Origin of the sequence: Sphingomonas sp. (assembly GCF_019635515.1) — a bacterium.
In the GTDB taxonomy this organism is placed as follows: Bacteria; Pseudomonadota; Alphaproteobacteria; order Sphingomonadales; family Sphingomonadaceae; genus Sphingomonas.
Window position 1 is genome coordinate 988,813 of sequence record NZ_JAHBZI010000002.1, and the last position, 26,363, is coordinate 1,015,175.

Consider the following 26,363-nt stretch of genomic DNA (forward strand, 5'->3'; position numbering starts at 1 on the left):
CTGGGACAGCGACCAGGGTCCGCGCTTGTCTTGTGCCGCATGCACGCTTGCTCGGCGCCGGAGAGGCGCGGCGGCGGCAGGCGCACCGCTGCGCGCGCACGCCGCCTTGCCCATGGCGTTCGCAAGAGTGCCGTTGTTGATTGCGCCTTTGGCGCGAAGGGGTGTGGTTAGGTTCGTGTTCTTGGGGTGACGCGCGGGATTATGGCAGCCGGTCGCAAAGCCTGGATCGCATCCTTACCTTAACGGTCATGGACGAAGACCTACCCCGCGATTTCGAAGGCTTGATCCGCCATGTCCTGTCTGGCGAGGATGCCGGGCCGGGCAATGTCCAGCTGATCTGCCTGCCGATCGGCCATTGGTCGGATCGAATCGGCACCTTCTTTGCCTATCTTTTGCTGCTGCATCAGGACGAGCAGCGCGTGTTCGAACGACTGCGGTTGATCGTTCCCCCCGGAACCGACGAAGAGGATGCGGCGCGGTTTGTCGCCGAGGCAGCTGACGCAACCTATACGCGCGCGGGCAATCCCTCCGCGCAGGACGGACGCGTTGCCCGCTTGCAGGCGCGCATCGAAGTGGTCGTCGCGGCCAGTCATGATGCCGATGTGCTGCTGGCCTTGGCGCAGGATGCGCCGGCGGACCGGGCTGTGGCGGTGGTCGAGGCCGCAGGCTACCGGGTGCCGGGTCTGGCAAATGCCACGCCCGAGGAAGGCGAGGGCATGCTCGGTTCGGACGAGACCTGGGCACCGCATCTGGAGCAGGTCGCCCAGTCGCTTGGTGCGCGGGCAGGGGAGGGGTATTTCTTCCTGCTCGATCTCGGCTTGTTCAAACCGAGCGGACCGGTGCTGGCGATGCTGCAGGACATTCCCAATTGCGCGATCCTGACCGGATCACTCGACGATCCCGAAGCAGCGATCGATGCCCGCATGCCGGATTGGCGCCGCCTGATGATCGCCGGGCAAATCGGTCAGGTGCTGCAGGAACTCGATGCAATCGATGGCCTGGACGCACGCGAAAAGGAAGTCGTGCGCATCCAGCTGCTCGATGGCGGCGGCTTGAAGTCGCAGGCGCTCGCGGCGCTGCGCGAATTTGATTGCAGCATAGCGCTGCCGCCCAGCGTCGCCGTCAAGTTCGCGCATATCGCCGCTGAAGGCGGGGCCTCGGCCCTGGCGGATATGTTGTTGCGTCCGGTAGCCGCGGATCTGACGGGACGCGAGGCGTTGCAAACCGCCTTGCTGGCCGCCGGACGCATCGGCGATGCTGCGCTAGGGGGGAAGATCGAAGCGTTGCTCGCCGCGGAATTTCCCGGGTCGGAGGTTCTGCGCGACTATTGCTATCGCCGTGCCGTCGGTGCTGGCGATCATGCCGGTGCTGCCGCGGTGATGGCCGGCGTTGAAGGGGCCGGGGACGCGGTGGCCCTGCATCTCGCTTTGGCTGATGCCTTTGCCGGTCCCGGTCTCCCGGATTATGATGCATTGGTGTCCTCCGCCGGCGGCGATGCCGAGCTTGCTGTCAAATATCTGATCATGGCTGCCGCCGATGCGCTGCGCCGCGGTGCCTTGGTCCATGCCCTGGAATTGTCGCTCGATCCACGGCTGGCGGATCGTCCGCAGGGCTCGGGGACCTTGCTTGGCGTGCTTGAGCAATTGCTGATCAATCGCCCCGGCGGCGTGATGGCCGTCACCCTCGACCGTATTGAAGCCGGGATCGCCTTGCTGTGCCGGCGGCTTGCCAGTGCCCCAGCCAATGGGTCGTTGCGCGCCGGTCTCATCGATCTGCTCGAACCTGGCGTCGCTGGCGACGACGGCTTGCCGATCGTCCTGGCGCAGATGCTGAGCGCAGCCTCGCGCCCGCAATTTCCCAGCGTCGCGCCGGAACTGCCGGATGTGCCTGCGCTTGGCGCCCTCTACAATCTCGGCTTGCGGGAAGCGGTCGAGCGCTGGGTCGAGGCGCAAGCGCCGATCCAGGTCGGGCGTACGCCATTTCCGGTCGACGATTTGCCGGCGGATCCGGGCGAGATTGCTACTGCCGTCTATTATTTTCTCGCCGATTCAGCCGAGCACGGCATCATGGCCGACCAGGATCTGAGCGTGGAGCTGGCGCTGGGTGCGGCGCTCGCTCCGTACGCCGCTAGGCCCGATCTCGATCTGGTGATGATCCGCACCAGCGCGGTCGGCCTTGCCATGGGCGGCGCCCACCAGCCGGCTCGCGACCTTGCCGAAATGCTTTTGCAACGCGCAGATACCCCGCGCCGGCGGCGTCTCGCCTGGTTCGGGCTGGCCGATATTTATCACCGCTGCGACAATCGCTTGCTCAGCGCACTCTATGCAACGCTTGGTATTCTTGCCGATGACGCAGTCGACGATGATCAGCTTTGGCATGAGACGCTGACCCTGGCGCGTGTTCTGCGCGACAATGGCCTGACACCCCATGCCGATCAGGTTCTCGCCGCGGCGGAAGCCTTGCTCACGCAGATGGGTCAGGGCGGCCAATATGGTCACCGCATCACGACAATGCGGCTGCTCAACCGGCTTCGCGCCGGAACCGACGGCGACGCTGTCTCCTTTATTGCCGGTTTGCGGACCGAGGCCATCGCCAATGGCCGGATCGTCGTCGAGCGCGGCGATATGCCGGCACCGGCAGCGATGCTGCTCAGCCAACTCAATCGCTTCGCGCGCGAACTGGGCATGGCGAGCGACCCCGAGGCAGAGCGCCTGGCGGACGCCTTGCACGCGCGGCTCGGCGGTCGGCTCGGCGACCGTGTCGCAGTCTATGGCCGCGATGCGCCGGGCCCCGACGACTTGCTGACTTTGCTGCGGACGTCGCAGGACACCCGCTATTCCGACGATGTCGGCAAGGATGCGCATGACGCTGCGCTGACTGCCAGGCGCGCACTTGCTGCCGACGCGCTGCTTGCCGATCCGGCTTGGGCGGCGCTGGCACTCGAACTATGCTGTGATCGCGCCATTGCCGCGCCGGGCTGGGATGGCCTTCGCGTCCCGCCGCCGGCGCCGGCTAGTGGCGATGCCCTGGCTGAGACTGCTCGCCATCTGTCCAACCAAAGCCTCAGTCTTGTTCAGGCCGCCTTTGCGAATGACGACAGCCTGGTCAAACTGGTTGCGCAAGCAGGGGATCTGCACGTCTCCCGCGAGGACAAGGCCGGTATCGACTTGCCGGGCCTGCGCAGCTGGAAGGAGCGCTATCCCTTCGCCTATGGCACCGCCGATCTCGATGCCAACCGCTTCTACACCTCGACCGAGGAATTGCGGATTGCTGACGTGCCGGCCGGGGCTACCGTGCTGATCGGCGACACGCATCTCCGCTCGCTGCCGCCGACCTTGCTGCGGATCGGGGATCGCTTTGCCGGCGAGCAGCAAGCCATGGCGGCAGCGCCCTCGCTTGGCTGGCTGCATGCGGCGCAGAATGCGCAATCGCTGGGCGATGGCCGGCGGCTAGCCTGGATTTCGGATGCGACCACCAAGGGTACGACGCTGGCGACGCTTGCCGACCGGATGGAGGACAGCCTCACCAGCCATGGCTTTCTGCTGGATCGCGGCAGTGCACTGCCCACCGGCTTTGCCGGCGCGTCGATGGCGATCCTTGCCGCCCATGGCAGCCTCAACCGCGAGGCTAGTGCCTTCCAGGTGGTCAGTGACGAAGGCCGTCTTGCTGTCTCCGCCGGTGACCTTGCCGCAGCGCTCCACAATGTTGGCATCGTCATTCTGTTCGTCTGCAGTGGCGGCCGCTCCGACGCCCACCCTGCCGCCGATGCGACCTTGGGGCTGGCCCGTGACCTGCTCGATCATGGCGTCCAGGCCGTGATAGCATCGCCCTGGCCGCTCGAATCGATCGTGCCGCCACCCTGGCTCGATGCGTTTCTGCCGCACTGGGCTGCCGGTGACCGACTGATCAATGCGGTGCATGCCGCCAATCAGGCGATGTTTGCGCGCTGGCCGCATGATTACGCCAAGGGCTTGGCGATGAACCTGTTTGGCAACCCGCTGCTCCGCGCCTGAAGGAACGCTTTGGCGGAGTTTGGGTGCGGGCGGGAGCTGCGCTGAGCGACCTGCGCAGGAGAATTTGTCGAAGGTTGCGCTGCAGGAAATCGCGGCGCTGCACCGGGCCAGCTTCGTGGTGAGAGGCAGGGCAGGGGGTGGGCTTATGCGCAGCGCCGACTAAGGCGCTGCGATGACTAATTGATGACGCGCTAAAGACAAAGCTTGACTAGCTGCACGATAGCATTGGTAAAAGCGCCGGAAATATTCGGCTGGTTTCGCCCGCCGGAGTATCGAGGGGGACGGGGCCGTTTCGATTTTCGAATTCGACGCCGCCGACATTGTCATTGTCGGCAAGGACCGATGTGGCATGGAAGCGCTCCGCGCTAGCGAGGCTATGCCCGCTGGCTTGGTGCTGTTCGGTCTCGCCGACCTAGCCTGGGCGGGCAAGGTGCCGCCGAACCTGATCATCGATCAGTTCGATCTCGAAAATCAGGTGGACAGTCTCAAGCGCTTTGCCGGGCATCGCGTTTTCCTGGCAGGCGGCGTCCCGGTGCGTGGTACGCTCAGCGTGGTGGTGCCGCCGGACCTGGTTGCCCAGCGCAGCGCCTTGAACACAACCGTCGCCCGCCTGTTCCCGGGGGCATTGGAGAATGCCTGTCGCCATGCCGGTTTGGAGCTTGGCTCGCTGCACGATGTTGTCGTGGCAGACTATCAGTCGCCGGCCAAACCGCTCGGCGTGCCGTTGGCACAAGCTATGCTGGGGTCGTCCGTCTCCAAGGCGCTCAACAAGACCGCGCACAAAATCTGCAAGCGGCGCGATGACAGCTCAATCGATTTTTCCGCAGCGACCATCGGCGGCAAGCCGACACTGTTGGTGTCCCGCCGGATCAGCCAGCGGGCTGTCGACGAGAATTGCCCGGCCTTCGACACCGGCTTTATCGATCTGGCGCTGGTCCGTGCCGCGATCGCCAGCAAGTTCGAGCAGCTGATTATTGCCGAAGATGTGCTGGTACTGGACGGTGCAGCGGTCGCGGCCCTAGCCGAACAAGGCGAAATCGGTCTTTTCCACACGCGCGTCGAGGACTTCCTTTGCCTCCGCGACTAGCAGATTGAACGGCCGGCGCTCGGGCTGTTCGCGCTCGACAGGCGCCTGACGAAATTTATTGGTGACCGCAGCGCTGAACGCATTGACGCGCCCAGCTGCTTCATGCGGCGACAAATCAACAAAGCCGCTCTGCGACAGGACGTAGCAGCGCGGATTCTGGTGCGGATTGACCACCACCATCGGCAGCAGCAAAGCGACGAGGTCGCACTGGGTAATCGCCAGGCTGCGCGTCTCGAACCATTCTTCGTCCATGAATTCACGTTCGATGCTGGTGCGGGTGTCGAGCCGGTCGCAAAAAGCGATGACATCGACCGTGCCGAACTGCCCCTTGATCGCCTTGATCACGCCGTCATAGGCTTGCGGCTGGCTCAGGCGGCTCTGAACAAAATCCGGTAAAATCAACCAGATACGCTTGGCGCCAGCAATCGCATCCATCAGCCCGGAAGTTGCGGTCGCCGCGCGTAGACGATTGGCGAGGTCGCCAAAGTCTTCTTCGATCGCTTCGAGGAACCGTTCGCGTAATACCGGCGACTGATTGCCGACATTCTCGCTGATCAGGCGAAGATCAGTTTCGCCAAAATAGGCAGTTTCACCGCGAATGCCTTTCGCGACTGCTTGGCGTGATTTACTGATGATCGCGGCGGCGCCGCTCGCCGTCAAGCCCGCTACTTCCAGCAGGCGCCTGTCCAACGCAGACATTCTATATGCTCCAGTGCATCCCGGCGCATCCCAACGTTGGAGCCCCCTGTTGGGTTTCCTCCTTCGCAGGATGATGCGACGCTTGTCAACGTAAATAACCATCGGCCCGTCGTAATCAAGATCAATCGTTGCATAAACGCAACAGTAAAATGCATGGCGATACTAGAACGGCAAAAACTGGTCTCCAGATCGATATGATGCGGCGATGTAACGCCGTAAATCTTAAAAATAGATTATGAGTTGCGTTTTATGGGGTATGAGTTACTTCAATGTCAACCCATCGGGCTGCCGAGTCGCCGGATAGGGGCAAAAGGAGGCCGACCCGATGGATTTTATCCTGCGCCTGAAGCCGCTGTTCGCGCCCGAGCGCCGCGATCAGCTGATCCGCATCGCCTTGGTGTTCTGCGCCGCGCTGGTCGGCATTGTGGCGAGCTTCTCCGGCTTCGCGGCAATGACCGACGGCCAGCCGGTGCACCTCCTGCTCGCCGCGATCTTCACCTTCCTGCTCCACGCCATGGTCGTCTATGCTGCCCACACTTTTGCCCGCGCAGAGGGCTGGGGCATGCGTATCCCCTGGCTGCTGACCTGGCTGGCGGCCTCGGGCGTCAGCGTCGCGCTTGGCTTCGGCTTCTTCTTTTCGCTGTTCAGCTCCTCGGCACTGGCGACTGAATCTGTCGGCGATGCGCTGTCGCGGCTGTTGCGCCCGGCCACCGCGGTGCAGTCGCGCTATGAAGAAATGCGCGCAAGCGCCCGCGAACTTGCCGATCATAGCCGCAGCACCGCCAAGACCGAGGTCTCGACCGGCGGCACTTGCTCGGACGGCAACCATGTCGCCGATGACGGCCCGCGCCAGCGTTTCCGCCTCCGTCAGGCGGAAATCTACAGCAGCGGCGCTTCCTATTTCGATCGCCGCTCGGGCGACCTCACCAAGATCATCAACCAGGCCAGCGGTGCGATCGCGGCCTATGATCCCGGCAAACATGCCGAAACCGTCGCGCTGCTGCGCCGCGCGTATGCCGAGGCTGCGGCGATCAGCATCGATCCGCGTATCGCCCAGTGGCGCGATCAGCTCATCGCCAGCCAGAAGGAATTGGCCGGGACGATCGTCGATCCGGTCAATGGCGCGCGCTTCGTCTGCCCCGACCCGGTGCTGGGTGCGCGGCTTGCCTCGGCGCTGGCGGTGACCAATGTTCCGCAGATCACCGATGAAGCCCCGGCGGTGGAGGATCCGAGCCATGCCGCGTCGGTGCGCCGCAGCGTCGAACTGATCACCGGCAAGGCCCGTTTCGATCCGGGCAAGGACGGCACCGCTATCGCCTTTGGCTCGATTGTCGACATCTCGATCCTGATGCTGGCGATGATGGGCGCCCGCGATGCGCCGGCGAATGGCAGCAATGCCGGTCCGGGCAACCAGCCGCGTCGCCGCCGCCGCCGTCCCGGTGGCGGTGGTGGCGGTCTCGAAGCCATTCGCGAAGAACTCGAGCGTGCTGCCGAGATCCCCGGCCGGGTGCGGGCGCGCTTGCGCAACCGTATCGAGAATGGCGACTATCTCGTCGAGCTGCTCAAGACCTTCACCGTGTTCGACGGTAAGTCTGCGCTGATCGCAGTCCCGCTCGACGGGGCCCATGCCCTGCGCGAAGCGATCGAGCGGTTCGCCATTGCTTTGTGGGGTATGGGGCTCGCCAAGCCCTGGGCATCGCGCGAGACGGCGCGTCCGCCGCGCGGCTGGGAATTGCAGTTCAATACGCTGACTGCGCTCGATGGCGCCTCGATGATGCGCCTCTATCAGCTCGACCGCGATGTCCTGCCCTCGCTGATGCTCGATGGCTGGCGCGATCCCGGTGACGATTGGGACCGCCGTCCGCAGCCGCGCGCGCCGCAGGGCGGTGGACGTGCCGACCAGCCGGGCGGTGCCTGGGATCCGGAGAATGTGAACCGCTGAACTAGCTGCATTGAACATGGGGACAGGTGATGGGCGTTTCGGCCACAACAGGGCTGATCATCGAGGAAGCCGAACAGGCGATACGTGCCGTGTCGACGCGCTTCGAGGATCTGCGTGAATGGCTGGCCGCCCAGGGCCGCGGCGTCGGCGTCACCCTGCCCAAATCGGCTGCGGCTCCAGCTGCGGATGCAGCTGGGGGGGCGGGTGGTGCGCACCGCGCGCGTGGGCCAGCGCCGGGACCGCGTCCCTCGCCGGAGCCGCGCGCGCGGGCGGAGGCACCGTGCAGCCGGACCGAAGCGCCCGGCCGCACCAGGCCGCAGCCGGCGCCGGGCCGCGCCCGGCCGGAACCCGCGCGCCCGGCAGCGCGCGCCGGTGGGGCGCTGGTCACGCGGGGAGCGGCGCGGGGCTTCCGCTACCGCCGGGTCGCGCTGACCCTCGGCTTGTTTTTGCTGGCGCCGCCGCTGCTGTTGCTCATTCTGCTTGCCGGCTATCCGGTCGCGGCGCCGAGCTCCGCCTATGCGCCCTATGCCGCGATCGAGGCGCGCAGCCGCGCGGTCGTGCTGCTCGGCGCCGATGGCAGCCTGACCGGCACCTTGCCGCTGGCTGGCCGCCCGGGGCATGAGGGCGCCACCCATGAATATCTGCCCGCCGGGCCGGTCAATCCGGACTATCTGAAGGTCCTGGTCCGGATCGAGGACCGCTGGCTCGGCACGCCGTTCCGCTCGGTGTCCTGCCTCGATGTCCCTTCGTTGGTGAAGGCGGGCTTTGCTCATCTCCTGCGCCTCCGGTCCCGCGGCGGCAGTTCGTTGTGCCAGCAAGTCTCGCGGGCGATGCGCGCGCTCAGCCCGACCTCCGACCGCGGCCAGGATAAGCTCGATCAGCGGCGCGGCCGCAAATGGACCGAGATCTTCGACGGCATGGTCATCTACCGGGATACCGGCGGGATCGACGATCCGCGGTTCCAGGCTCTGCTCGCCAATCATTTCGAGATGATCCGCGGCGCCAGCGGCAGCCGGATGGGGCCGACCATTCGCGGCATCGAAGCCTCGGCGCAGATTCTGTGGGGCAAAAGCCAGGCCGAGCTGAGTTTGGCGCAGGCGGCTATTCTGGCGGCGGCTGTGCGCTGGCCGATCGCCCTTGCCCCCGATGGCGATCCGGCAGGGCAAGCCGAGATCGCTCAGGATTGGGTGAAGACCCGCGACCGCGCCATGCTCGGGATCCGCGAAGCCTATGATGCGGGCGATCCGCGTGCGGTTGCAGCCTTGGCGGAACTTGCGCGTATATCACCGCTGCGCCCTTATTTGCCCGCGCAGCTCGATCTGCCCGGCATGGCACCGCTCGAGCGCTTTCAGCTGGCGACCAACCTCAACCGGCGCGTGCAGCGCGTCGCCGGCGCCGAAGTCCAGACGGCGCTTGCCGATATTGCCGATCGGATCGGCAAAGACCGCTTGCGCGACGTCGATGGGCTCCGGTTGACGCTCGACCTCGACGCCAATGCCGCCTGGAAGCGCGCGGTCTCAGCGAGGCTGGCCGCGGCGCGCAGCGATCCGCATCTGCTCGCCGAAATTGCCGCCACGCCGGGCAAGGAGCAGCAACCCTTTGTCGCTTTGCTCAAAGTCGATGACCAGGGCCAGATCGAGCATTTCTATGCCAATCGCGACCAGCTCGCCTTTGTGAATGGCGAGCCGGGCGAGCGCGGGGCCGATGGCCGCTACGATCCGGCCCGTTCGGTGCGCCCGATCGGATCGCTCGGCAAGGGGCTCGCCGCCTTGCTGCTCGCCAGCCGTACCGCGCCTGATGCGCGCTGGTGCAACCGCAGGATCGACGGCAAGGTCACCAATGCCGATGGCGATCCGGGTGTCACCAATTGTGCGGCCCAGGGCGGGCAGATCCCAGTCACCCAGGTATTCGCCCGCAGCCTCAACTTGCCGGTGATCGAGGCGTTGCGCCAGGTCAGCGACGCCGAAATCCGGGTATTGGCGGTCCGCGCCCATGTCCATTTGCCCGATGGCGTCGATCCGCGCATTGCCTTGGCGCTCGGCATGGCGACGGCCCGGCTGACCGACATCGTCGCACTCTATGGCGCTTTGTCGCACGGCGTTGCTGAGCATCCGACGATCCTTGCCAGCTACCGGCTGCGCGGCGATCCGCGCTGGATCGACGGGCGTGGCGATGCGGCATCGCGCCTCGATTTGCGCGACTATCTGGATAAGCCCGGGGCGCGCGCCTTTGTCACGACGATGCTTTCCGCACCGCTCGATGCCGGCGGGACGCTGGCGGCGTTTCAGGGCGCCTTGCCTGCCAGCGGCAATTACATCGCCAAGAGCGGCACGGTGGTGTTCAATGAGCTGACCGTTCAGAAATATGCGGTGTTCGCGTCGCGCAGCGGGCAGGGGGCGCTGCTCCTCTATTTCGGCAGCCCCACGGTGCGCGTGCCGCTTGGCCGGCAAATCTCCTGGCGTCCCTTTGCGCCGCTTGCTGGCTTGCTGACCCAGCCGGTGGGCGCGGTGGCCGCGTCGCCGGTTGCTGCGAAGTAGGGCTAGGCTGAAGGGCGCTTGGACCGGCGAAATTGGGCGGGCGCCGGCATAGCATATTTGAGCTCAGCCTTGCTTCGCCGCTTGCCGTCGGGACAGTTCATCGCGGTGTGCTTTGAGCAATTCGCGCTGGGCCTTAGCCAGCGCGCCGGCCATTTTGTCGCGCAACACGACTAGGGCTTTCAGTTCGATTGCCCTGTCGATCCTTATCCCGCGCTGGACGAGCAATGCGGTCATCGCGGTCAGGTCGAACGCGGCATTTTGTGCCGGGTCGATAAAGCCGGCATTGCTGGCGCCGGAGATCCCGCTTGGCGAGCCGGGTCCCTTGATCAGGCCAAGGCGGTGGGCAATGCCCTTGGCGCTGGCATGCACATTATAGCTCGCCAGCACATAATAGGAGCGCATCGCCAGCTTGTTGGCGGCCGCTTCGAGATCGATGAAGCGCGGCTTTTTGAGCTGGAGATGATGCGCGGCCCAGCCATATTCCGCGCCGAAATTGTCGCCATAGCGAACGAGCATTGCTTGATAGCGACGTTCGGTGACACGGATGTCGGCTTGGCTCGGCGGCGCTAGGCCGAGGCCGGTATGGCTGACCAGAAAGCGGTCCAACGCACGCTTGGCCTCGATGGCTTCATGGGCGCGGTACCGCTCGGCGAGTTCCTCGCCATGCTCGGCGATCACGCTGGCCACGATGACGATCTCGTGGAGCGTGCGCCACCGTGCCATCGCCCCATCGGCAAAACCATTTTCCATCAGGCACAGGATTTCGGCAACGACTTGGCAGGCGCGGACATGGAGATGGATCAGCGTGTCGCGCAGGACTAGGTTTCGCCTGGCCCTGGACCGCCGGGCGCGCTGCTGGACGTCGCCGCCAATCTCATAGGCGATCGTGTACATCATCCGCAGCAGGTCGAATGCCTTGCCCCACCGCGCCTCGAGCCGTGTCCTGAAGCCGGTCTGGGTCTCGATCTGCCAGGCGCGCTGCCCTGGCCAGTCCTTGTGCAGGGCCTTGGCCAGCAGCTTCGCTGAATCGTCGATGATCTTTGCTGTGATCTCGGGCACGTCATTGTCGATGAACGCCCAGGTCGCCGTGACCATTTCCTCCATCTCGGCGGACGTGATTTCAATGTCGATGTCTTCGAGGCTGTTGTCGTCGAAGTGGAAATCCGCCGAATTGCCGCTCAAAATATGCTCGGCATAGCCGGTGGTGAAGCCGGCGGGGGCACCCGGCAGCTTGATATCGATCAGCGCCTCGAGCTGGGCCTTGAGGTGGAGCTGCGGCACGTCGCGTAGCTGGGCGAGCATTTCATTGTGCAGGTTCTTGCGCGATCTTCTCGGCGTTGCTTTTTTGGGCTTTGCCCGGGTCACGGCGCCTCGCCGAATTCAGCGAGCGCTTCGAGCATTTGTGTCGCGGCATCGAGCAATTTTGTGATGATCGCGGGTGCGCTGGTCTGGGCGAGGCCAAGCCGGGCCAGCGTCTTGTCGTAATTGCTGCCGCGGGCATGCGCGGCGCCTGCCGAGCGCAGGCCCTGGATGGCGCGCAGCGTTGCGATATCGCGTTTGACGTGGCGGTAGGCTGCACCGTCCAAATAGCGTTCGAGCTTGGCCAGACTGCGCTCATCGAGGCGCTTGTCGCCAAGTGCTGCATCAAGGGCCGCATCATTGAGGCTGTCGACCAATAGCTTGGCCAGGCCGAGCAGTTGTGCGTCAAGCTCGGCGGGATTGTCGCTGGTCGGAACATGCAGCTTGGTCAGCAAATGCCGGTCGCCGGGTGCGAGGGGCCGCAATAACGGCCACCCTTTTGCCGCCTCCCAGCGCTGCGTCATCTGCTGATAGGCCGCCTTGAAACGATGCTCGCTCTGCTGGCCATCGGCGGGAGCGGCATCGAAACTACGTGCCCGGGCCGTGCTGCTGAGACCGCCAAGCGGCGGAACATTATGCGCGCGCCAGTGCAGCTGCTCGGCATAAGGCAAGTCGCGTCCAAGATCGCCGAGGAACACCACCACCCGATCGGTATGATCGTCGTCGATTTTAAGCAGCCAGTGCGGATCGCGCCGGACTACGCCGTCCGCCACTTCATATCTCGCCGGATTGTGGAAATAGCGATCAAGCACTTCGCGGCGGAAATGCACCGGGGTCAGATAATGCGGCGCCTCCGGGTTCTTGCCGAAGTAATTGGCGAGGCCTTCCGGGTCGGCATCATATTCGCGTGGCCGGCCGAACGCATCCTCGCCGATGATGAAGCTGGCATGGCGATCCTCGTCATCGCCGCTGAGATCGATGTCGCGCGGCGGCGGCGCCAACAACCGCTTGCCGAACAGCCGCGACAGCGGATCGCCGTGGCCGTCATTCGAGCCAAATGCCCAGACTCGATCCTCGGTTTGTACGAGCAACTCCTGCTCGTCCTCCGGCAGCGGATTGCCGTGGACGTCGTCGAGCCGGACGATATGATCGAAATAAATGGCGAGATGCATTTGCCGGGCCTGCAAATAGCGCAGCAGCGGCCCTTTGCGGATCCGGACTTCATAGGAGGTGATTTCGGCAACGACATCGTCATCCCCACTGGTATTGGCTGAGATCAGGCTGGCGCCATCGCCGGGGAACAGGTCAAGGTACAGCCGAATATCCTCGGCGAGCTCGAGATGGAAAGGTCCGCGACCGCGCTCGCGTGCCAGCACAATTGGCTCAACGCCGTCATCGGCATCGCGTTCGTAGCGGATCGACACGGTATCGCCTTGGCGAACGGTTACGATTGCCGGACGCATGCGGCCCCAATGCAGGTCCCACCCCATGTCGCGCAGCGCATCGGCAACCTTGTCCGGTGCGATCAACGCACTGAACCATGCTTCCTCATCGCCTTTGCCCAGTCGGTACAGCGTGACCCATGCGCCGTCGAACAATGTGTCGATAGCCGCGCGGCGCGCGCTTTGGGCAAAATGCGCGCGGCGGGTGTCGTTCTCGGTGCAGGTGTCTTGCTGGATGACCATGGCTGAACCTTGCTAGCCTATTTCCATAGCTGGGAGTATGAAAAGACGCCCAAGCGCAAGGGCGGACGCGTCTATATCGAAGTGCGCGCCTCCGGCGAAGTTGCCTTCCACGAAGGCTATCTCTCGCGCAAGGAAGCTCAGGCCCTCGCCAAGCGCGGCGAGGACAGCAGCGACACCAAGCCGCAGCGCCCCGAACTGACGTCCACCTTGCAAACCTATGTCGATCTCCATCGTCATGCGGCGCTGCGCGCCGCTTTGTGCAGCGCGCCCGGCGTGGCTTTCCGGTTGATGATCGCGCATGCGGTTTGCGGTTCGTCGCTATGGCGTGTCGAACCCGAGCCGCAGGCCAGCCGCAACGAAGCGGTCAGCGCCTCGATTGCCGCATCGCTTGGAGAAGCGGCGTTCGATGCCCGCCGCCGCGCCGCGCTCGATCTGCTCGGCATGGACGAAGAGCGCGGCAACGTCGTGCGGCGTTTCGGCGATCAGGATAGTCTCCCCGCGATCTTTCTGCGCCTGACGCTATTGCCGGACGCGCTCAAGAGCTTGGAACGGCGCGAAATTCAAACCGTTGCGCAGGCCCTGGCGCGCGATCTTGGCAAGCCTTTTCGTGACGCTGTCGCTGGCGACGTCGTCGAGGGGCGGCTGGTGCGGCAAGTCGATCTTAATAGTGGTCGCTTTGCCCTGGTCGAAAATGCCCGGGAGTTCGCCTTGGTGCCGTGGCGCGATGTCCTCGCCCGCCGCGTCGGTCAGCAGGTCCCCGGCATCGTTCGTGGCGACGGCGTCAATTGGCGCTTCGGGCGTGGCCGGTCCGGGCCCGAGATTGGCTAGCCCATCGCGGGGATGACGCTGCCAAGCCCATGTGCAAGACATGGGCGATGAACCTGCTGGGAAGCATCCGCAAAACCGCTGCCGCCGAGGTGAAGCGCCTGCGTGCGCAGAACCCGACATTGCTGGCTGCGCGCGGGCCGATATGGCTTCGTTTGCTCGCTCCGATCACTACCAACCGTTCGCTGTTGCGCGTGCTTGCTGCTTATGGCGGCATCTGGACGATATGGGTCCTGGTGGGGATGTTTCTGCGTTTCCCGGTACCGGCAGTGCTGGCGCCGCTGATCGCCGACTTCCAGTCCGGAACTTTGCGCGATCTGCTTGGCGCAATGCTGGGCGCGCAGGTGACGATGGTCGGCCTGATCTTTCCGCTTGCGCTCGGCATGGTTACCTTGATCGTCCAGCGCGACGAAGGGGCTGCGTCCAACGCCGATGTCCAGCTCTATTACGATCAAAGCTTAGCTTATGCGGTCGGGACCAGTGGTATCGGCCTCGCGATTGCGTTGGTCGCCGGGCTGTTTTCGCCGGAAGCCCTTGTGCTCGGGCTTGCCGGACGCAGCGATATGGCCTGGTCGATCAGCCTGGCGATTACCGGGGTGCTTGCCACCTGGCTTTTCGCCAATCTGCTCGTCACCTGGCAGTTCCTGATCGTCAGCATGTCGTTCATCGCGCCGTCCTACCGGGCGAAACTGCGCCAGCGCTTTGTCGCAGCGCGCATCATTCCGCGCCATCTCGCAGCGCTCCTCGCTGGACACCGCTATCTCAAGATCGACGAGCACCTCAACGCAGGCGCGACATTCATGCCCTATGTGATGGCGGGTGCTACCGAGGGCGTGCGCGGGGACCGGGCAATCAGCGTCGCGCTGTCCCGGCCCGCCCGGCTGGCTGACGTGCGGCTGGTGCCTTTGCGCTTGGCGGTGCGGCTCTGGGCATGGCGATGCCGGCGCGCCAAAACGGGCGCGGGTGCTGACAAATATGACTGGATGCTGGGCTTGGTCGGGCCGCTCGACCGCGACTTTCGCGGCGAGGTGCTGCTATGCCGGCGTAAGGGCGGGGTGCCGCTGAACGGCCTCGAGCGCTGGTTGATCCGTAGGTCCCTCGTCATCGGCCGCCCGGTCGAGCCCGAGACTCTGGGCCCCAGTGAAATCCTCGAGGAACTTGCCGATCGCGTCGCGCTCCAGATCGATCGCACAGCCGTCACCAGTTTCGATAATGCCCTGAAGGAAATGCGCGCGTTTCACCATTTCCTGCTCAACGCCTACACCATCGTCGATGCGCAAGGCGCGGTGTCGAGCTACGCTGGCTATGGCGATTGGTCATCAGAACATTCCAATTGGGTACGCGAATATCGCCGGCTCTTCGACCGGGCGGCAAACGCGATCCTGCGCGAAGACAGTTTTATCGGCAGCCTTGCTTTCACGGAAAGCAATCTGATCCCCGATCGCAAGGATCGGGTGCCGCCCTGGATCGTCGGTGGCCTGTACGAATTGTCGCAATATATGGTGCATCGACTCGGCCATTGGCTGACGGCACAGCGGGCGCCCCGCGGCGTCGGGATCGGCGCGCTGGTGCCCGGCGCGCTCCCGCAACAGGTTGCCAAGGCATATCGCAGCGTCATCGTTCGGATCGTCGGCGCGCATGAATCCGCGTTGCATGCCGGCGCGCGTTACGCGCGGGCCGCCGAGGGCGCAGAGGAACGCGCGGCTTGGGCGACGCTCTCTGCGAGCTGGCCGATCTTGTTCAAGCATCTGGAGAGTTCGGCCTATCTAATTGTCGCCTCGCATTGGCATGAGGATGAGATCGGCGCGGAGCTTTACACCGAGAGCTTCCTCAAATGGCGCGACACGCTGGGCGATCTTGCCGAGTCCGATGGCCAATTTGTCCTGCGCACCGGTTTTCTCAACTCCGACTTGGTCGATCATGACTGGGGCATTGTCGATGCCCGGGTTACGCCGCTATTGCTGCACCCGAGCTTCCGGGAAGCCGGGCCGGCCGTGGTGTTCGGGGCCGTACTCGCCAACCTGCACGCCGATATGCGCGTGGTCACAACCTGCGTGCTTGCAGGATGGGCAGCAGCCGGCACGTCGATCCATGGTTCGGCTGCTGCGGCCCGGCATTTGGCTAACGCGTCCGACGGCCACGGGTCGCATGCGTCGCTCGATCTGGTCCGGACCTTCGTGCGGCTGCGCCTGGCCGAATGGGCGGCCGATGCCAGCGGCTATATCGGTCTGCTCGATACGCTGGTCAGCAGGCTCGACGGCATGGTCGAAGGCGAGCGCGTCGCCGGCCGTGTCTATTCTGTCGATACCCGCTTCAGAGTAAGTGCGCTGGCGGGCGACTGGTTCGCCTTGGTTGCCGCGCTTGGCGATGACGCTGCTTTTGCTGCGATTGCGACGTGGCTGGGAGCGCTTGGCGAAGATCAAAGCGCGGCCGAATTGGGCGATGAAAATCTCTGGCAATTGCAGACCTGGCTGAACCGCAAGGCCGAGCTTTGGAGCCATCCCGCATCGCAGTTCGCAACAGCCGATGCGATCGGCGCGCTCGACCCTGTACTAACCCGCGACGAGGCAGGGGAGGGGCTCCACGCCGCGTTGGTCAGTGCCTCTGCGACGATCGCTGCGCACCGCGACCGGCGCTTGGCGGCAGCGCCGATCGATCCCGACGCGCTTGCCAGATTGCAAGCCGCGGTAGTCGCCCAGGTGGGCGATCTTGCCGGGCGGATCGCGTTGTTCCCCAAAGCCTGCCTGCAGATCGACGCGGGCAGATCAAGCCCGGTGCGCTTTCGCATGAACCGCGTCGACAAAAGGTCGCTGGTGGCGCCGCCACTGCATCACCCCAATCCAACCTTCAGCGAGCATTTTGCCGGGCGCCTTGCCGATCACGCCGCAGCCATTGCCTGGCGGCCCTATTTCAAATTGCCTCGCCGCCATGTTGTCGTCGCTACGGCCCAGGATCTGTTCGACGCTGCTTCGGTCGAAGCCGCTAAGATCGCCGCCACCGGTGCGCGTCCGCTCCTGCTGCTCCCCAGCCAAGCAACGTCATGGCCGGACGTGTATGAGGCGCACCAGCTGCTCGGCGATGCGGCCAGCAAGCGCGACGACGAGGCGCTGCCGCGCTCCTATCTCCTCACTTATGCGGGTATCGACGTGCATCGCTCGGGCTTCGATGCCCCTGAATTGTTCGGGGATGACCTGCTCGAATCCGTGCATTTGCGCGCACGCGATCCCGCAGTGCCGGTGACCCTTGAGGTCGTGCCCGATACCGATCCCACCGAGCTGGTTATCGCTGCGCGCTTCGCGGTCACAGGTCAGTGGCGGCAGCGCGAAGTTATCACCTTTTCTCTGCGCAAGCCGCGCGTCCGCAAGAAGCGGGGAAGTGCTTGATGATTGACTCGCCCGGGCTAGTTCAGCGTCTCACGGTCGGATCGATGATGGCGTGCCTTGGTCATCGAGCTAGGGATCTGGCGTGACCTCGGATGATGCGATCGCCGGTTATGATGCAGCCGCCGCTGAACTGGCGGCGCGGTACGACGATCCTGCGCTGCTCGCGATCCACGCCGATCTGCGCCACTTCCTGCCCGAACGGTGCCAAGGCAGATTAGCGCTCGATGTCGGTGCTGGGTCTGGCCGCGACGCCGGCTGGTTGGCTGGCCTCGGCTATGAAGTGATCGCGGTCGAACCTGCCGATCGCATGCGCGCCGAAGGCATGCGCCGCCATGGCGGGCCGGCGATCCGATGGCTCGGCGACCGGCTGCCAGGCCTGGCAAAGGTGCATGCGCTGGCGATCGGTTTCGACCTGATCCTCTTGTCCGCCGTCTGGCAGCATGTTGCGCCGGAAGATCGACCACGCGCTTTTCGCAAGCTGGCAACCCTCCTTAAACCGGGCGGATTGCTGGTCCTGTCTTTGCGCAGCGGCCCGGCGCTGGCTGATCGGCCGATGTATGAAGTGGGGGTCGGCGAAGTCGAATCGCTTGCACATAGCCACGGACTGGAAGTCGCGCGGATTGCCGCGCGGCCCGATGCGCAGCATCGTGACGATGTGCAATGGACCACGATTGTCCTGCGCCTTCCGGATGATGGCAGCGGCGCGTTGCCGCTCATCCGCGGCATCATCCTGGCCGATGACAAAAGCTCTACCTACAAGCTGGCGCTGTTGCGCGCGGTGGCGCGGATCGCCGAACATGCAGCGGCAACGGCGCTCCCGGCGGAGGATGGCTCAGATTCTGTCGTGCTGCCGCTTGGGCTGGTCGCGCTGTTCTGGATCCGAATGTATTTGCCGCTCGTCCGCGCTGGCCTGCCCCAGGCGCCGCGCAATAGCGGGCCTGACGGGCTGGGCTTCGCCAAGTCCGGCTTCCGCCAGGTGATGGCGTTGGCTGTTGCGCTGACCGAATTGCGGGTTGGGGCGATATTCGCGGCGGATACTGGCAGCGCGGTCGCTTCGGCACTGGAGCGAGGCTGCCGCGACGATTACCACCATGCCGGCTAACTTCACGCGCTTCCCTGGTAGTGACCGGCGTGTCTTCGGAGCGTCTCGGTTGCGCACCGCTAGTCGCAAATCGCTGATCCTGGACGTACCGACCTTGCGCAGCTGGGGCAGCTTCACTGTCCCCGGTCCGGTATGGCGTTCCTTGATGCGGCTTGGCGCATGGATCGAGCCGGTTCTGGTGCAGGAATGGGCTCGGCTGATGCGCGGCTATGCCGAGCGGCAGGGGATCGCCCTTGCCGCCGGTCAGTCTGAAGCTGCGCTTGGGTGGGAGGAGCCGCTTCGCGATACAGCGCTGGGCCGGCATGCCGCCGAGGCGATCAGCAGCCGTGGTGCCGTGCTCGATTGCGTTTGGTCCGGATCGATCTTGTCGATGGCGGCTCTCGATATCGACCACTGCCTGCCTTGGTCGGCCTGGCCCTGCGGAGATCTGTGGAATTTGATGCCGGCCAACCGGCGGGTGAACCAGCACCAGAAGCGCGATCGGCTGCCTTCGCAACCCATGCTGGCGCAGTCGCGGTCGCGAATTCTTGGATGGTGGGACGCGGCGTGGTCGCATAACGAAGCGCTTCATGTGCGTTTCCTGCGCGAGGCAGCAGCGGCGCTCCGATCGACGCCGATGCTTAGCTCGAGGCGGTGTTTGCCGGTCTTGAATGGCGCCGGTTGCAGCTGTCGCAGGATCAGCAGGTACCGGAATGGACATTGCGGCTGCCCGGGATCGAGGACGCGTGAGCCGCTGACGCTAGACTTTTTGCCTAAGCGACCAGGCGCGCTATCAAACCGCTATGGCTTTCGGCGTCTTCATTCATCGATCCGATTCGATCTATGCGGACACGCCGGCCGAGCGATACCAATTTCCGCGGCAATATCTCAACCGGGCGCGTGCTTGTGTTGGCGACTGGAGCCGCACAGACCGGTTGAGCGTGGTTCTCCGGTTGAAGCTTGCCGCAGGCAGCCAGATCGTTATGGTTGCGGACAGGGCGATCCACAGGCGCCCGCCGCTCGCTGTAGCGAAGTCCTGACCGACACTGTGCTGAGAGTGATTTTCCGTGTCACGCCTCCGCGTGGCTCATGGAAGATGGTTGCGAGCGACATGTTCCTGGGCCGCCTGTGGAGACTGACATGGCTACGCAATTTTCCACGATCGATGGCCTCAAGCGCGCTGCCAAAAAGGCGAAGCGCGACCTCGGCATGACGCATACCCAAGCGCTCGACCATGTCGCGCGTGCGGGAGGATTTCACAATTTCATCCATGCCACCCGCACGATTGCGGATGCGTCACCGCCACGCTTTCCCGTAATTGTCTCGCAATATTGGTTCGATCGCGAGAGCCGGGCGCGGGGCACTGAGCGGTTGGTCGTGCATCTGTCCCAGCCGCTCACCACGCTGGTGCGGCCGCATCAGCTCAAAGGCTATCTCGGCGGCTCAAAAATTATCGGTGAGGATCATCTCGACGGCTATGACCGGGGCGAAGACCAAGATCATGCGCGCAATCTCGCATGCCGGCTGGCGCGCGCGCTCCAATTCATGGATGCGACGGGCCTGAAGCCCTCCTCGGGCAAGCGCTTCTATCCGAAAGGCAGCTGGTATAATCGCCCGCCGGGGGTCGATCACGATCATGGCTGGTTCGAGCCCGAAACCAAGACCTATCTCTTCACCGACGAGCCGTATGGGGTTGGCCCGGAAACGGCACGCCAGCGGGCGGACTGGTGCGAGCTGCATGATTTCGAGATCCTCAAATCCGAGCGGATGAGCGTCTATGGCTATGGCACTGAGCTGTATTTGATCGCCAAGCGCGGCACGACGCTTGACCTTGCTGGACTGCTGGCCCGGCTCGAAGCATCGCCGCCGCCGATTTCCGACAAGGAATGGGACCGGCACGCAGCACCATGACCCCGGAGCGCCAGCCCGGACTTGACGATGCCGCGCTCGAGGCCCGCATTGCCGCTCTGCAAAGCGCGATCGAGCTTTGGGCGCGGCAGCGCGACATGTGGTCGGACTGTGGCTTTCAATCCTTTGCCGAGCGGGTCGGCGCTGAGCCCGGGGCTTGGGCTTGCGTCACCGTGCTGCATTTCGAAGGCCCGTTCTACACCATGTTCAACGGCACCTGGGACGATGGTTCGCAAACGTCGTTTGACGAGCTCGTCGAAAGTCTTGGCTTCGAATATGAGCTAAACGATCATGTCAGCGTGCATTTCTATCCGCTCGATCCTGAGCTGCGTGCGGCCTTTGGCAGCTATTTCCACTGGCGCTGGGTGTGCAGCCTGATCGAGCCGGACTGTGCTGACGTCTATGAGGAGCTCTACGCACACTTCGCGCGCCGGCCGGATGATTTGCACCGGATTGGCTGGCGTGAATTCGAGATACTGTTGTTCCGCATCTTCCAGAACCAGGGCTTCAGCGCCGAGCTTGGACCGGGCAGCGGCGACGGCGGCGTCGATATCAAGCTGCTGCAGCGCGATCCGCTCGGTGACATCATGACCTATGTGCAGGCCAAACATTATGCCGGACATCGCAAGATCGGTCTGGGGCCGGTGCAAGCGCTGTACGGCCTGACGCGGGCTGACGAAGTCCAACATGGCGTCATGGTCACGACCTCGGACTATCTGCCGGGCGCGCGTACATTTGCCGCTCGCGACAATGTCCAGCTGGCGCTGCGCACCTCGGATGACGTCGCGCAGTGGTGCCGCACCGCCACCGCCGGGATCGTCGAGGACAAATCGACCCTGATCTCGAAAGCCCATCTGGAGCGCGTGTTGGGCCAGATCGGGAGCAATCGCGACCCGCGGATTCTCCACGCCCATACCGGCTACGGCATCACCGCCAACGCCTTTGCGCTGGTGCTAAAGGAAACCAGGCATGCCGCGCTGTTGATGGCCTTGCCGCGAAGTCAGATTAGCGGAGACGGACAGATGGGGTGGGAACGGCCTATCACTGACGGCGCGGCATTGGCGAACTTGACTGGCGATATGGTGTGGCGGGCACGGAGAAGCAGCGAGCGCGGCGCCGTTTCCTATTGGGATGGACATAGTCTCTACCATATGTGGGACGGACAAGCTGCGAATTTCAACCATGCCGATTGAGTGCAAAGACACCGCCGACCTCGCATTTGCCATGGTCATGCTAGCCCCAGCTCTTCGAGCCAGGGATCGCCTTCGCCAACAAAGGCGCGTAAGCGCGCTTGGTGGCCTGCAATCTGTTGCGGGATAGGCGCGTCGCCTATCGCAGCTTCCATCCGGGCGATCGACGGGCGTTGGGATTCCGCAATCCATGCCAGCGATACAAACTCATAAGCGGCACGCGACAGGAACTGGTTCGATACGGCAAGATAGGCACCGCTTGGCCGGTGCACGCACTGAATGGAATAGTTCGGGTCATCCTTGAAGCGCACTGCCCATTCATCGTCGGCCATCGCGTCGCACAATGGTTGGGTGTCGATCAAGGCGATCAGGTACAGCCGTCCCTCGATGAAATCGAGGACATGCTGCGGATCGTGGATCGTCAGAAGAAAGGGCGTGTAGGGCGCCCAAGCGTGGTCGTTCTTGTCGCTATTGAGCATGAAGACCAGTTTGGCGTTGGCTGCCGGGCCGCTGAAGATCGCGTCATAATTTGCGCGGTCGTAGATGGCGACGAAAGTGACCCCGGGTTCCGGATTCGCGATTGCCTGGCCCGCAGCCTTGGCGTTGGCAATGCAGGCGTTCAAGGCATCCACGTTGGTCCGCTCGGGTATATCGAGCTGTGCTCTGACGACCAGGCCCTCTGCGCCTCTGAACGGCTCGGCGCGATCGTCTGCCATAAAGTCGTGGAGCCGTCCCAGCTTCTCGACCTGCCGCTTGGCGCGCTGGTTTAGGTGATTGCTCGATTTGACCTCGATGAGATGGGGGTCGGAAGCGCCGAGCATGCAGATATCGCCGTACCGCAGGATATTGGTGATGTCGCAGAGGACCGCTGGAATGCCGTCGGCAGTCAGGTGCGCAAGGCAGGCAAGCTCGCCGGCCAGCCCGGATTTTCCGGTCAGCATGCCGGCGCCGCGCTTGATCCCCCATTTGTCGACTTCGAAAAAAGCATGTTTGATCGAGAATTTGTCGAGGTAGAGAAACGCGAGGGCGTCCCCGAAACACTTCCAGATGAAGATCGCATCCTCCTGCGCGCTGACATGGCCTGCAGCGCGTTTCAAACGTGTGCGCAAGGCTTTGGCCTCCGCCTTGGCCGACCGGCTGGTCTTGAGCATGCGGGTCAGCTCGCGCTGGCTTGCGCGGTGGCGCAGTAGTGCGGCCTCGGCATGGAGAATTTCGCGAAGGATCAGCTGATTGCAGCGCGCGACCGCGGCAATATCGTCCTTGTCCGCTTCGATATGACGAAGCAGAGCCAGCAAGCCAAAGAAGGATTTTCGGCGCCGGATATACATGCGCCGATATCCTAGCCTCGACGCGCCCCTCTGGCCACTCGCGGCGCTTAGGTTTGCGATTGAACCTAGGCGCGCGAACGACCAGAACGGTGTGATGAAATCCTGGTTCGCTGCCTCGGTCGTCCTGCTGCTGTCGCTTGGGTCCTGCGCGACACCGGAGCGCGGCGTGCCCACCGCAGCGGTATCGGCTGGGCGGCCGCTTAGATTGGCGAGCTGGAACCTCGAGTTTCCGGCGGAAAAGGATGGCAGCGGCTGTGCGCCGCGGACTATCAGGCGATGCGCCGCATCGCCGACAGTCTCGATGCTGATGTATCGCCTTTCAGAAAGCGGAGAACCTGGCGGCCGCCGTGCGGGTGCTCGATCCGGCGCGGTACACGATCGTGATGGAGGATCGCCTTGGCAATCCGACCGGCACTTGCGGCGGTGAGCATCCGAACCAGGCCTTCATCCGGCAAGCGGTCGGCTTTGCGGTTCGCAAAGGGCTCGCCTTCGACCGCAATCCCGATGTGACTGCCCTGATGCTCGGCAATGCGCAACTGCGTTCCGGGATCGATATCACGCTGCGCGCCAGGGATATGCTCCGATCCGTCTGCTCGGCGTACATCTGAAGTCGGGATGCTTTTCCGGATCTGCGGCTGCGGCCTGTCCAACGCTGTTGCAGCAAGTGCCAGCACTTGAGACCTGGATCGACGCCGCCGCGCGGGGGCCGGCGCGTTTTGTCGTGCTTGGTGACTGGAATCGACGCCTGGCCCAGCCTGGCGATCTGGTCTGGGCGGATATCGACGATGGCGAACCGGCCAATGCCGATCTTCGTCTCGCGGACGCCGGGACGGCGCCGCGCTGCGATCCGCGCTATGACAGTTTCATCGACCACATTGTCCTCGACCGCCGCGCCAGCGTTGACCTGACCGGTTTCAACGAGCGCCGCTATGCGGATGGAGAGGCGCATTATTCGGACCATTGTCCGATCACGGTGACGCTCGCCCGCTAAGATGGCTCTCGACCATGCCTAGTTGCGCGGTGCGATGTTTGCGGCTGTCAACTTGGTTTGAGCACTTCTGTACAGTAATTTGCTTGTGATTTATTTGTGCAAGCCTGTTGGAACAGCCAAAAACCGTGGTAGCGTGCCGGTATGCGCCGACTCTCGCGACCCACCCAGTCTCCTGCAGTCCTGCAGTCGCCGCGGGTTCAAAAGGCGAAGGCCGAGCTGTTTGCCTTTCTGCGGCGGCCGCCCGAGGAACGGCGGCAGCGCCGGGCGCCGCTTGATGAAGATCTCTTTCACGACAGCGAGTTCGGCCATGTCATCTATAATCTGTGCGCCGGCAAATGCGCTTATTGTGAATCGCCGTTACGCGCGAATTTAGTACGACATTTTCGTCCGCTGCAGTTTGCCGAACCTTCCTACGGCATCGAGAGTATCGACTATTATCTGTGGCTGGCGTTTGAATGGCGGAACCTCCTGGCCGCATGCGACAGCTGCGAGAAGGCCAAGTACAATCGCTTCCCGCTCCAACGCGGCAGCCGCGCGACCTATCTCGCCCGGTTCGACGATATTCGCGAGCAGGAATATCCGCTGCTCCTCGACCCGTTCTTCGACGATCCGCGCAGATACCTTCAATTCCTGAGCGATGGGTCGTGCACCCACAAGCATGAGCGCGGTGCCGCGACCATCCTGACACTCGATCTCAACCGGGAAGATCTCATCGCGTCGCGGCGCGAGGCGATCAATAGCTGGCTTGGATATCTGACCGAGCCGGGCAGTCATGATCGCTTCTCTGAGATGATCGTGCGCGGTCCTTTTCCCGATCATTTCGGGCTCGGCGTTCCGCATCTCGCAGCGTCGCTCGATGTGTTGCGCCGCATCTTGATTTCGTGGCGCGGAACGTCGTCACGTGACGTCGCCAACATCCCAACCTTCCTGCGCAACGTCGCGCAGGAAATCGACGAGACCAGCTCGGACGAGCACTTCCGGCTGGCACGGGTGGCCGCTGAGCTACGGACATCGGACGAGGCACGGGGGCCGGCGCTGCGCGCAGCGGTCCAGCGCGACGTGCAAGCGGCGGATTTCGTGCTTGCCAGCCCGGTGCCTGCACAGCGCCCTGTCGCGTTTGACCGCGAGATCAGCCGGGTGGTCATCGACCATATGAAGGCTATCGACCGCCTTGAAATTCCTTTTCCGGCGAGCCGGACCGGTGCGGCCGGAGCGCCATGCCTGGCGATCCTTGGTGAAAACTCGACCGGCAAATCGACGATCCTGTCGGCAATTGCGTTGGCGCTGATCGGCGCCCAGCAAGCGCGGCGCTTGCGGTTCAAGCGCTCCCATCTGCTATCCAGCGCCAATATCGACCGGCTAGATCAGCTTGAGGCGAATCCGGTCGCGGTCATGGTCGAGTATTACGCTTCGAAAGAGCAAGCGCAGTTCTATCTCGATGCAGACAGCGAGCAGATATCCGGCCAGTTCCTGCCGACGAGCGTGATCCTAGGCTATGGTCCCCGCCGCTATTTTTCGCCCCGCTACCGCAGGCGCTCCGAAGGTGCGCGGCACCGGGTCAAGACGCTGTTCGATCCGCTGGCGACAATACCCTATCCCAATGACTGGCTGGCGGAATTGACGGGCGACCGCTTCGAAACCGTCGCGCGGGCGCTGCGGATCGTCCTGGCGCTCAACGACGACGATCGCCTGATCAACGATCCCGAAGATGGCATGTGCGTCGAGGCCAATGGCCGCCGCATACCGGTCGAGCGGCTCAGCGAAGGCTATAAGTCGGTCTTCGCGATGGTGGTCGACATCATCCATGAGCTGCTCGACCATTATACATCGCTTGAACAAGCCCAGGCGGTGGTGCTGATCGACGAGATTGAAACCCATCTCCATCCCCGCTGGAAGATGCAAATCATGACGTCGCTGCGGCGGGCATTGCCGCGCGTGCAGTTCATCGTGACCACGCATGATCCGCTGTGCTTGCGCGGCATGGACGATGATGAGGTGCTGGTCCTGCAGCGCGTCGAGGATGCGAAGATCCGGCCAATGCTTGGCTTGCCCAGCGTCAAGGGGATGACCGCGGAGCAGTTGCTGACTTCGGACTATTTCGGCTTGTCGAGCACCAGCGATCCGCGCGTCGAGCTCGGTCTCGCCCGGATTACCGGCGATGTCGTGGTGCAGGATGCCGTAGGCGGGGCGACCATCACCTTGTCGAGCGAGACCGAAAATCTCCTCAAGTCGGTGTCGCTGGGCGATAGCGCTTCCGAAACCCTGATGCAGGATGCGCTCAAGCAATATCTGACCGACCGCGAGGTGCAGCGCGGCAAGTTGCGCAGCGATGTCCGTGAAGAAGCGGTCGATGCCGTGCTCAAGGCGCTGCGGGCGCCACTGGCGGACTGACGGC

General features: G+C 63.8%; 17 protein-coding genes. 13 read left to right on the top strand and 4 right to left on the bottom strand.

Annotated features, from left to right (window positions below; all coding sequences use genetic code 11):
• Positions 1–248: 248 nt before the first annotated feature.
• Both KF730_RS17290 and KF730_RS17295 read left to right on the top strand, forming a co-directional pair.
• Positions 249–4,013: a CHAT domain-containing protein gene (locus KF730_RS17290; RefSeq protein WP_294099657.1), complete on the top strand. Its 3,765-nt coding sequence runs from the start codon at positions 249–251 to the stop codon at positions 4,011–4,013.
• 349 nt (positions 4,014–4,362) lie between these two features.
• Positions 4,363–5,100 (top strand): hypothetical protein, encoded by a 738-nt coding sequence (locus KF730_RS17295; protein WP_294099659.1) that lies wholly within the window; start codon positions 4,363–4,365, stop codon positions 5,098–5,100.
• Here KF730_RS17295 and KF730_RS17300 read toward each other — a convergent pair.
• Complete coding sequence (locus KF730_RS17300) at positions 5,032–5,799, bottom strand: hypothetical protein (RefSeq protein ID WP_294099661.1); 768 nt, start codon at positions 5,797–5,799, stop codon at positions 5,032–5,034. The two genes, KF730_RS17295 and KF730_RS17300, sit on opposite strands and share 69 nt — an antisense overlap.
• 325 nt (positions 5,800–6,124) lie before the next feature.
• On the opposite strand from KF730_RS17300, the gene KF730_RS17305 reads away from it, so the two are divergent.
• Together KF730_RS17305 and KF730_RS17310 are read left to right on the top strand one after the other, a co-directional pair.
• Positions 6,125–7,741, top strand: coding sequence for a hypothetical protein (locus KF730_RS17305; protein ID WP_294099663.1), 1,617 nt, complete (start codon positions 6,125–6,127; stop codon positions 7,739–7,741).
• 29 nt (positions 7,742–7,770) lie between these two features.
• A complete protein-coding gene (locus tag KF730_RS17310) occupies positions 7,771–10,278 on the top strand; it encodes a transglycosylase domain-containing protein (RefSeq protein ID WP_294099666.1) in 2,508 nt (835 codons plus the stop codon).
• Between the two features lie 63 nt (positions 10,279–10,341).
• On the opposite strand, the gene KF730_RS17315 is transcribed toward KF730_RS17310, so the two are convergent.
• Together KF730_RS17315 and KF730_RS17320 are read right to left on the bottom strand one after the other, a co-directional pair.
• Positions 10,342–11,580, bottom strand: coding sequence for a DUF5677 domain-containing protein (locus tag KF730_RS17315; protein ID WP_294099670.1), 1,239 nt, complete (start codon positions 11,578–11,580; stop codon positions 10,342–10,344).
• Positions 11,581–11,639: 59 nt separating this feature from the next.
• The gene (locus KF730_RS17320) at positions 11,640–13,262 is read right to left on the bottom strand and encodes a hypothetical protein (RefSeq protein WP_294099672.1); all 1,623 of its coding nucleotides are present in this window, start codon (positions 13,260–13,262) and stop codon (positions 11,640–11,642) included.
• A gap of 9 nt (positions 13,263–13,271) precedes the next feature.
• Between KF730_RS17320 and KF730_RS17325 the strand changes: the two genes are divergently transcribed.
• The 6 genes from KF730_RS17325 to KF730_RS17345 all read left to right on the top strand — a co-directional run bounded on the left by KF730_RS17325 (position 13,272) and on the right by KF730_RS17345 (position 21,652).
• The gene (locus tag KF730_RS17325; protein WP_294099675.1) at positions 13,272–14,090 is read left to right on the top strand and encodes a DUF3363 domain-containing protein; all 819 of its coding nucleotides are present in this window, start codon (positions 13,272–13,274) and stop codon (positions 14,088–14,090) included.
• 47 nt (positions 14,091–14,137) lie between these two features.
• On the top strand, positions 14,138–17,470 hold the full coding sequence (locus tag KF730_RS17330; protein WP_294099678.1) for a hypothetical protein: 3,333 nt from the start codon (positions 14,138–14,140) through the stop codon (positions 17,468–17,470).
• An 82-nt stretch (positions 17,471–17,552) separates the two neighbouring features.
• Complete coding sequence (locus KF730_RS17335; protein WP_294099679.1) at positions 17,553–18,572, top strand: class I SAM-dependent methyltransferase; 1,020 nt, start codon at positions 17,553–17,555, stop codon at positions 18,570–18,572.
• A gap of 370 nt (positions 18,573–18,942) precedes the next feature.
• Positions 18,943–19,764: a hypothetical protein gene (locus tag KF730_RS17815; protein ID WP_365973950.1), complete on the top strand. Its 822-nt coding sequence runs from the start codon at positions 18,943–18,945 to the stop codon at positions 19,762–19,764.
• Positions 19,692–20,462, top strand: coding sequence for a hypothetical protein (locus KF730_RS17340; RefSeq protein ID WP_294099683.1), 771 nt, complete (start codon positions 19,692–19,694; stop codon positions 20,460–20,462). Before KF730_RS17815 ends, KF730_RS17340 begins: the two co-directional genes overlap by 73 nt.
• Entirely contained in the window at positions 20,459–21,652 is a 1,194-nt protein-coding gene (locus KF730_RS17345) for a restriction endonuclease (protein WP_294099686.1), read from the top strand. The genes KF730_RS17340 and KF730_RS17345 overlap by 4 nt, the downstream gene beginning before the upstream one ends.
• Positions 21,653–21,687: 35 nt before the next feature.
• Here the strand turns inward: KF730_RS17345 and KF730_RS17350 are convergent, their stop codons facing one another.
• Positions 21,688–22,977 (bottom strand): hypothetical protein, encoded by a 1,290-nt coding sequence (locus KF730_RS17350; RefSeq protein WP_294099688.1) that lies wholly within the window; start codon positions 22,975–22,977, stop codon positions 21,688–21,690.
• Positions 22,978–23,324: 347 nt separating this feature from the next.
• On the opposite strand from KF730_RS17350, the gene KF730_RS17355 reads away from it, so the two are divergent.
• The 3 genes from KF730_RS17355 (at position 23,325) to KF730_RS17365 (ending at position 26,359) form a co-directional block, all read left to right on the top strand.
• Complete coding sequence (locus tag KF730_RS17355; protein ID WP_294099691.1) at positions 23,325–23,585, top strand: hypothetical protein; 261 nt, start codon at positions 23,325–23,327, stop codon at positions 23,583–23,585.
• A 47-nt stretch (positions 23,586–23,632) separates the two neighbouring features.
• Positions 23,633–23,968, top strand: a complete 336-nt coding sequence (locus tag KF730_RS17360; RefSeq protein WP_294099693.1) for a hypothetical protein — start codon at positions 23,633–23,635, stop codon at positions 23,966–23,968.
• Positions 23,969–24,109: 141 nt separating this feature from the next.
• The gene (locus tag KF730_RS17365; RefSeq protein ID WP_294099694.1) at positions 24,110–26,359 is read left to right on the top strand and encodes an AAA family ATPase; all 2,250 of its coding nucleotides are present in this window, start codon (positions 24,110–24,112) and stop codon (positions 26,357–26,359) included.
• The last annotated feature ends 4 nt before the right edge of the window (positions 26,360–26,363 follow it).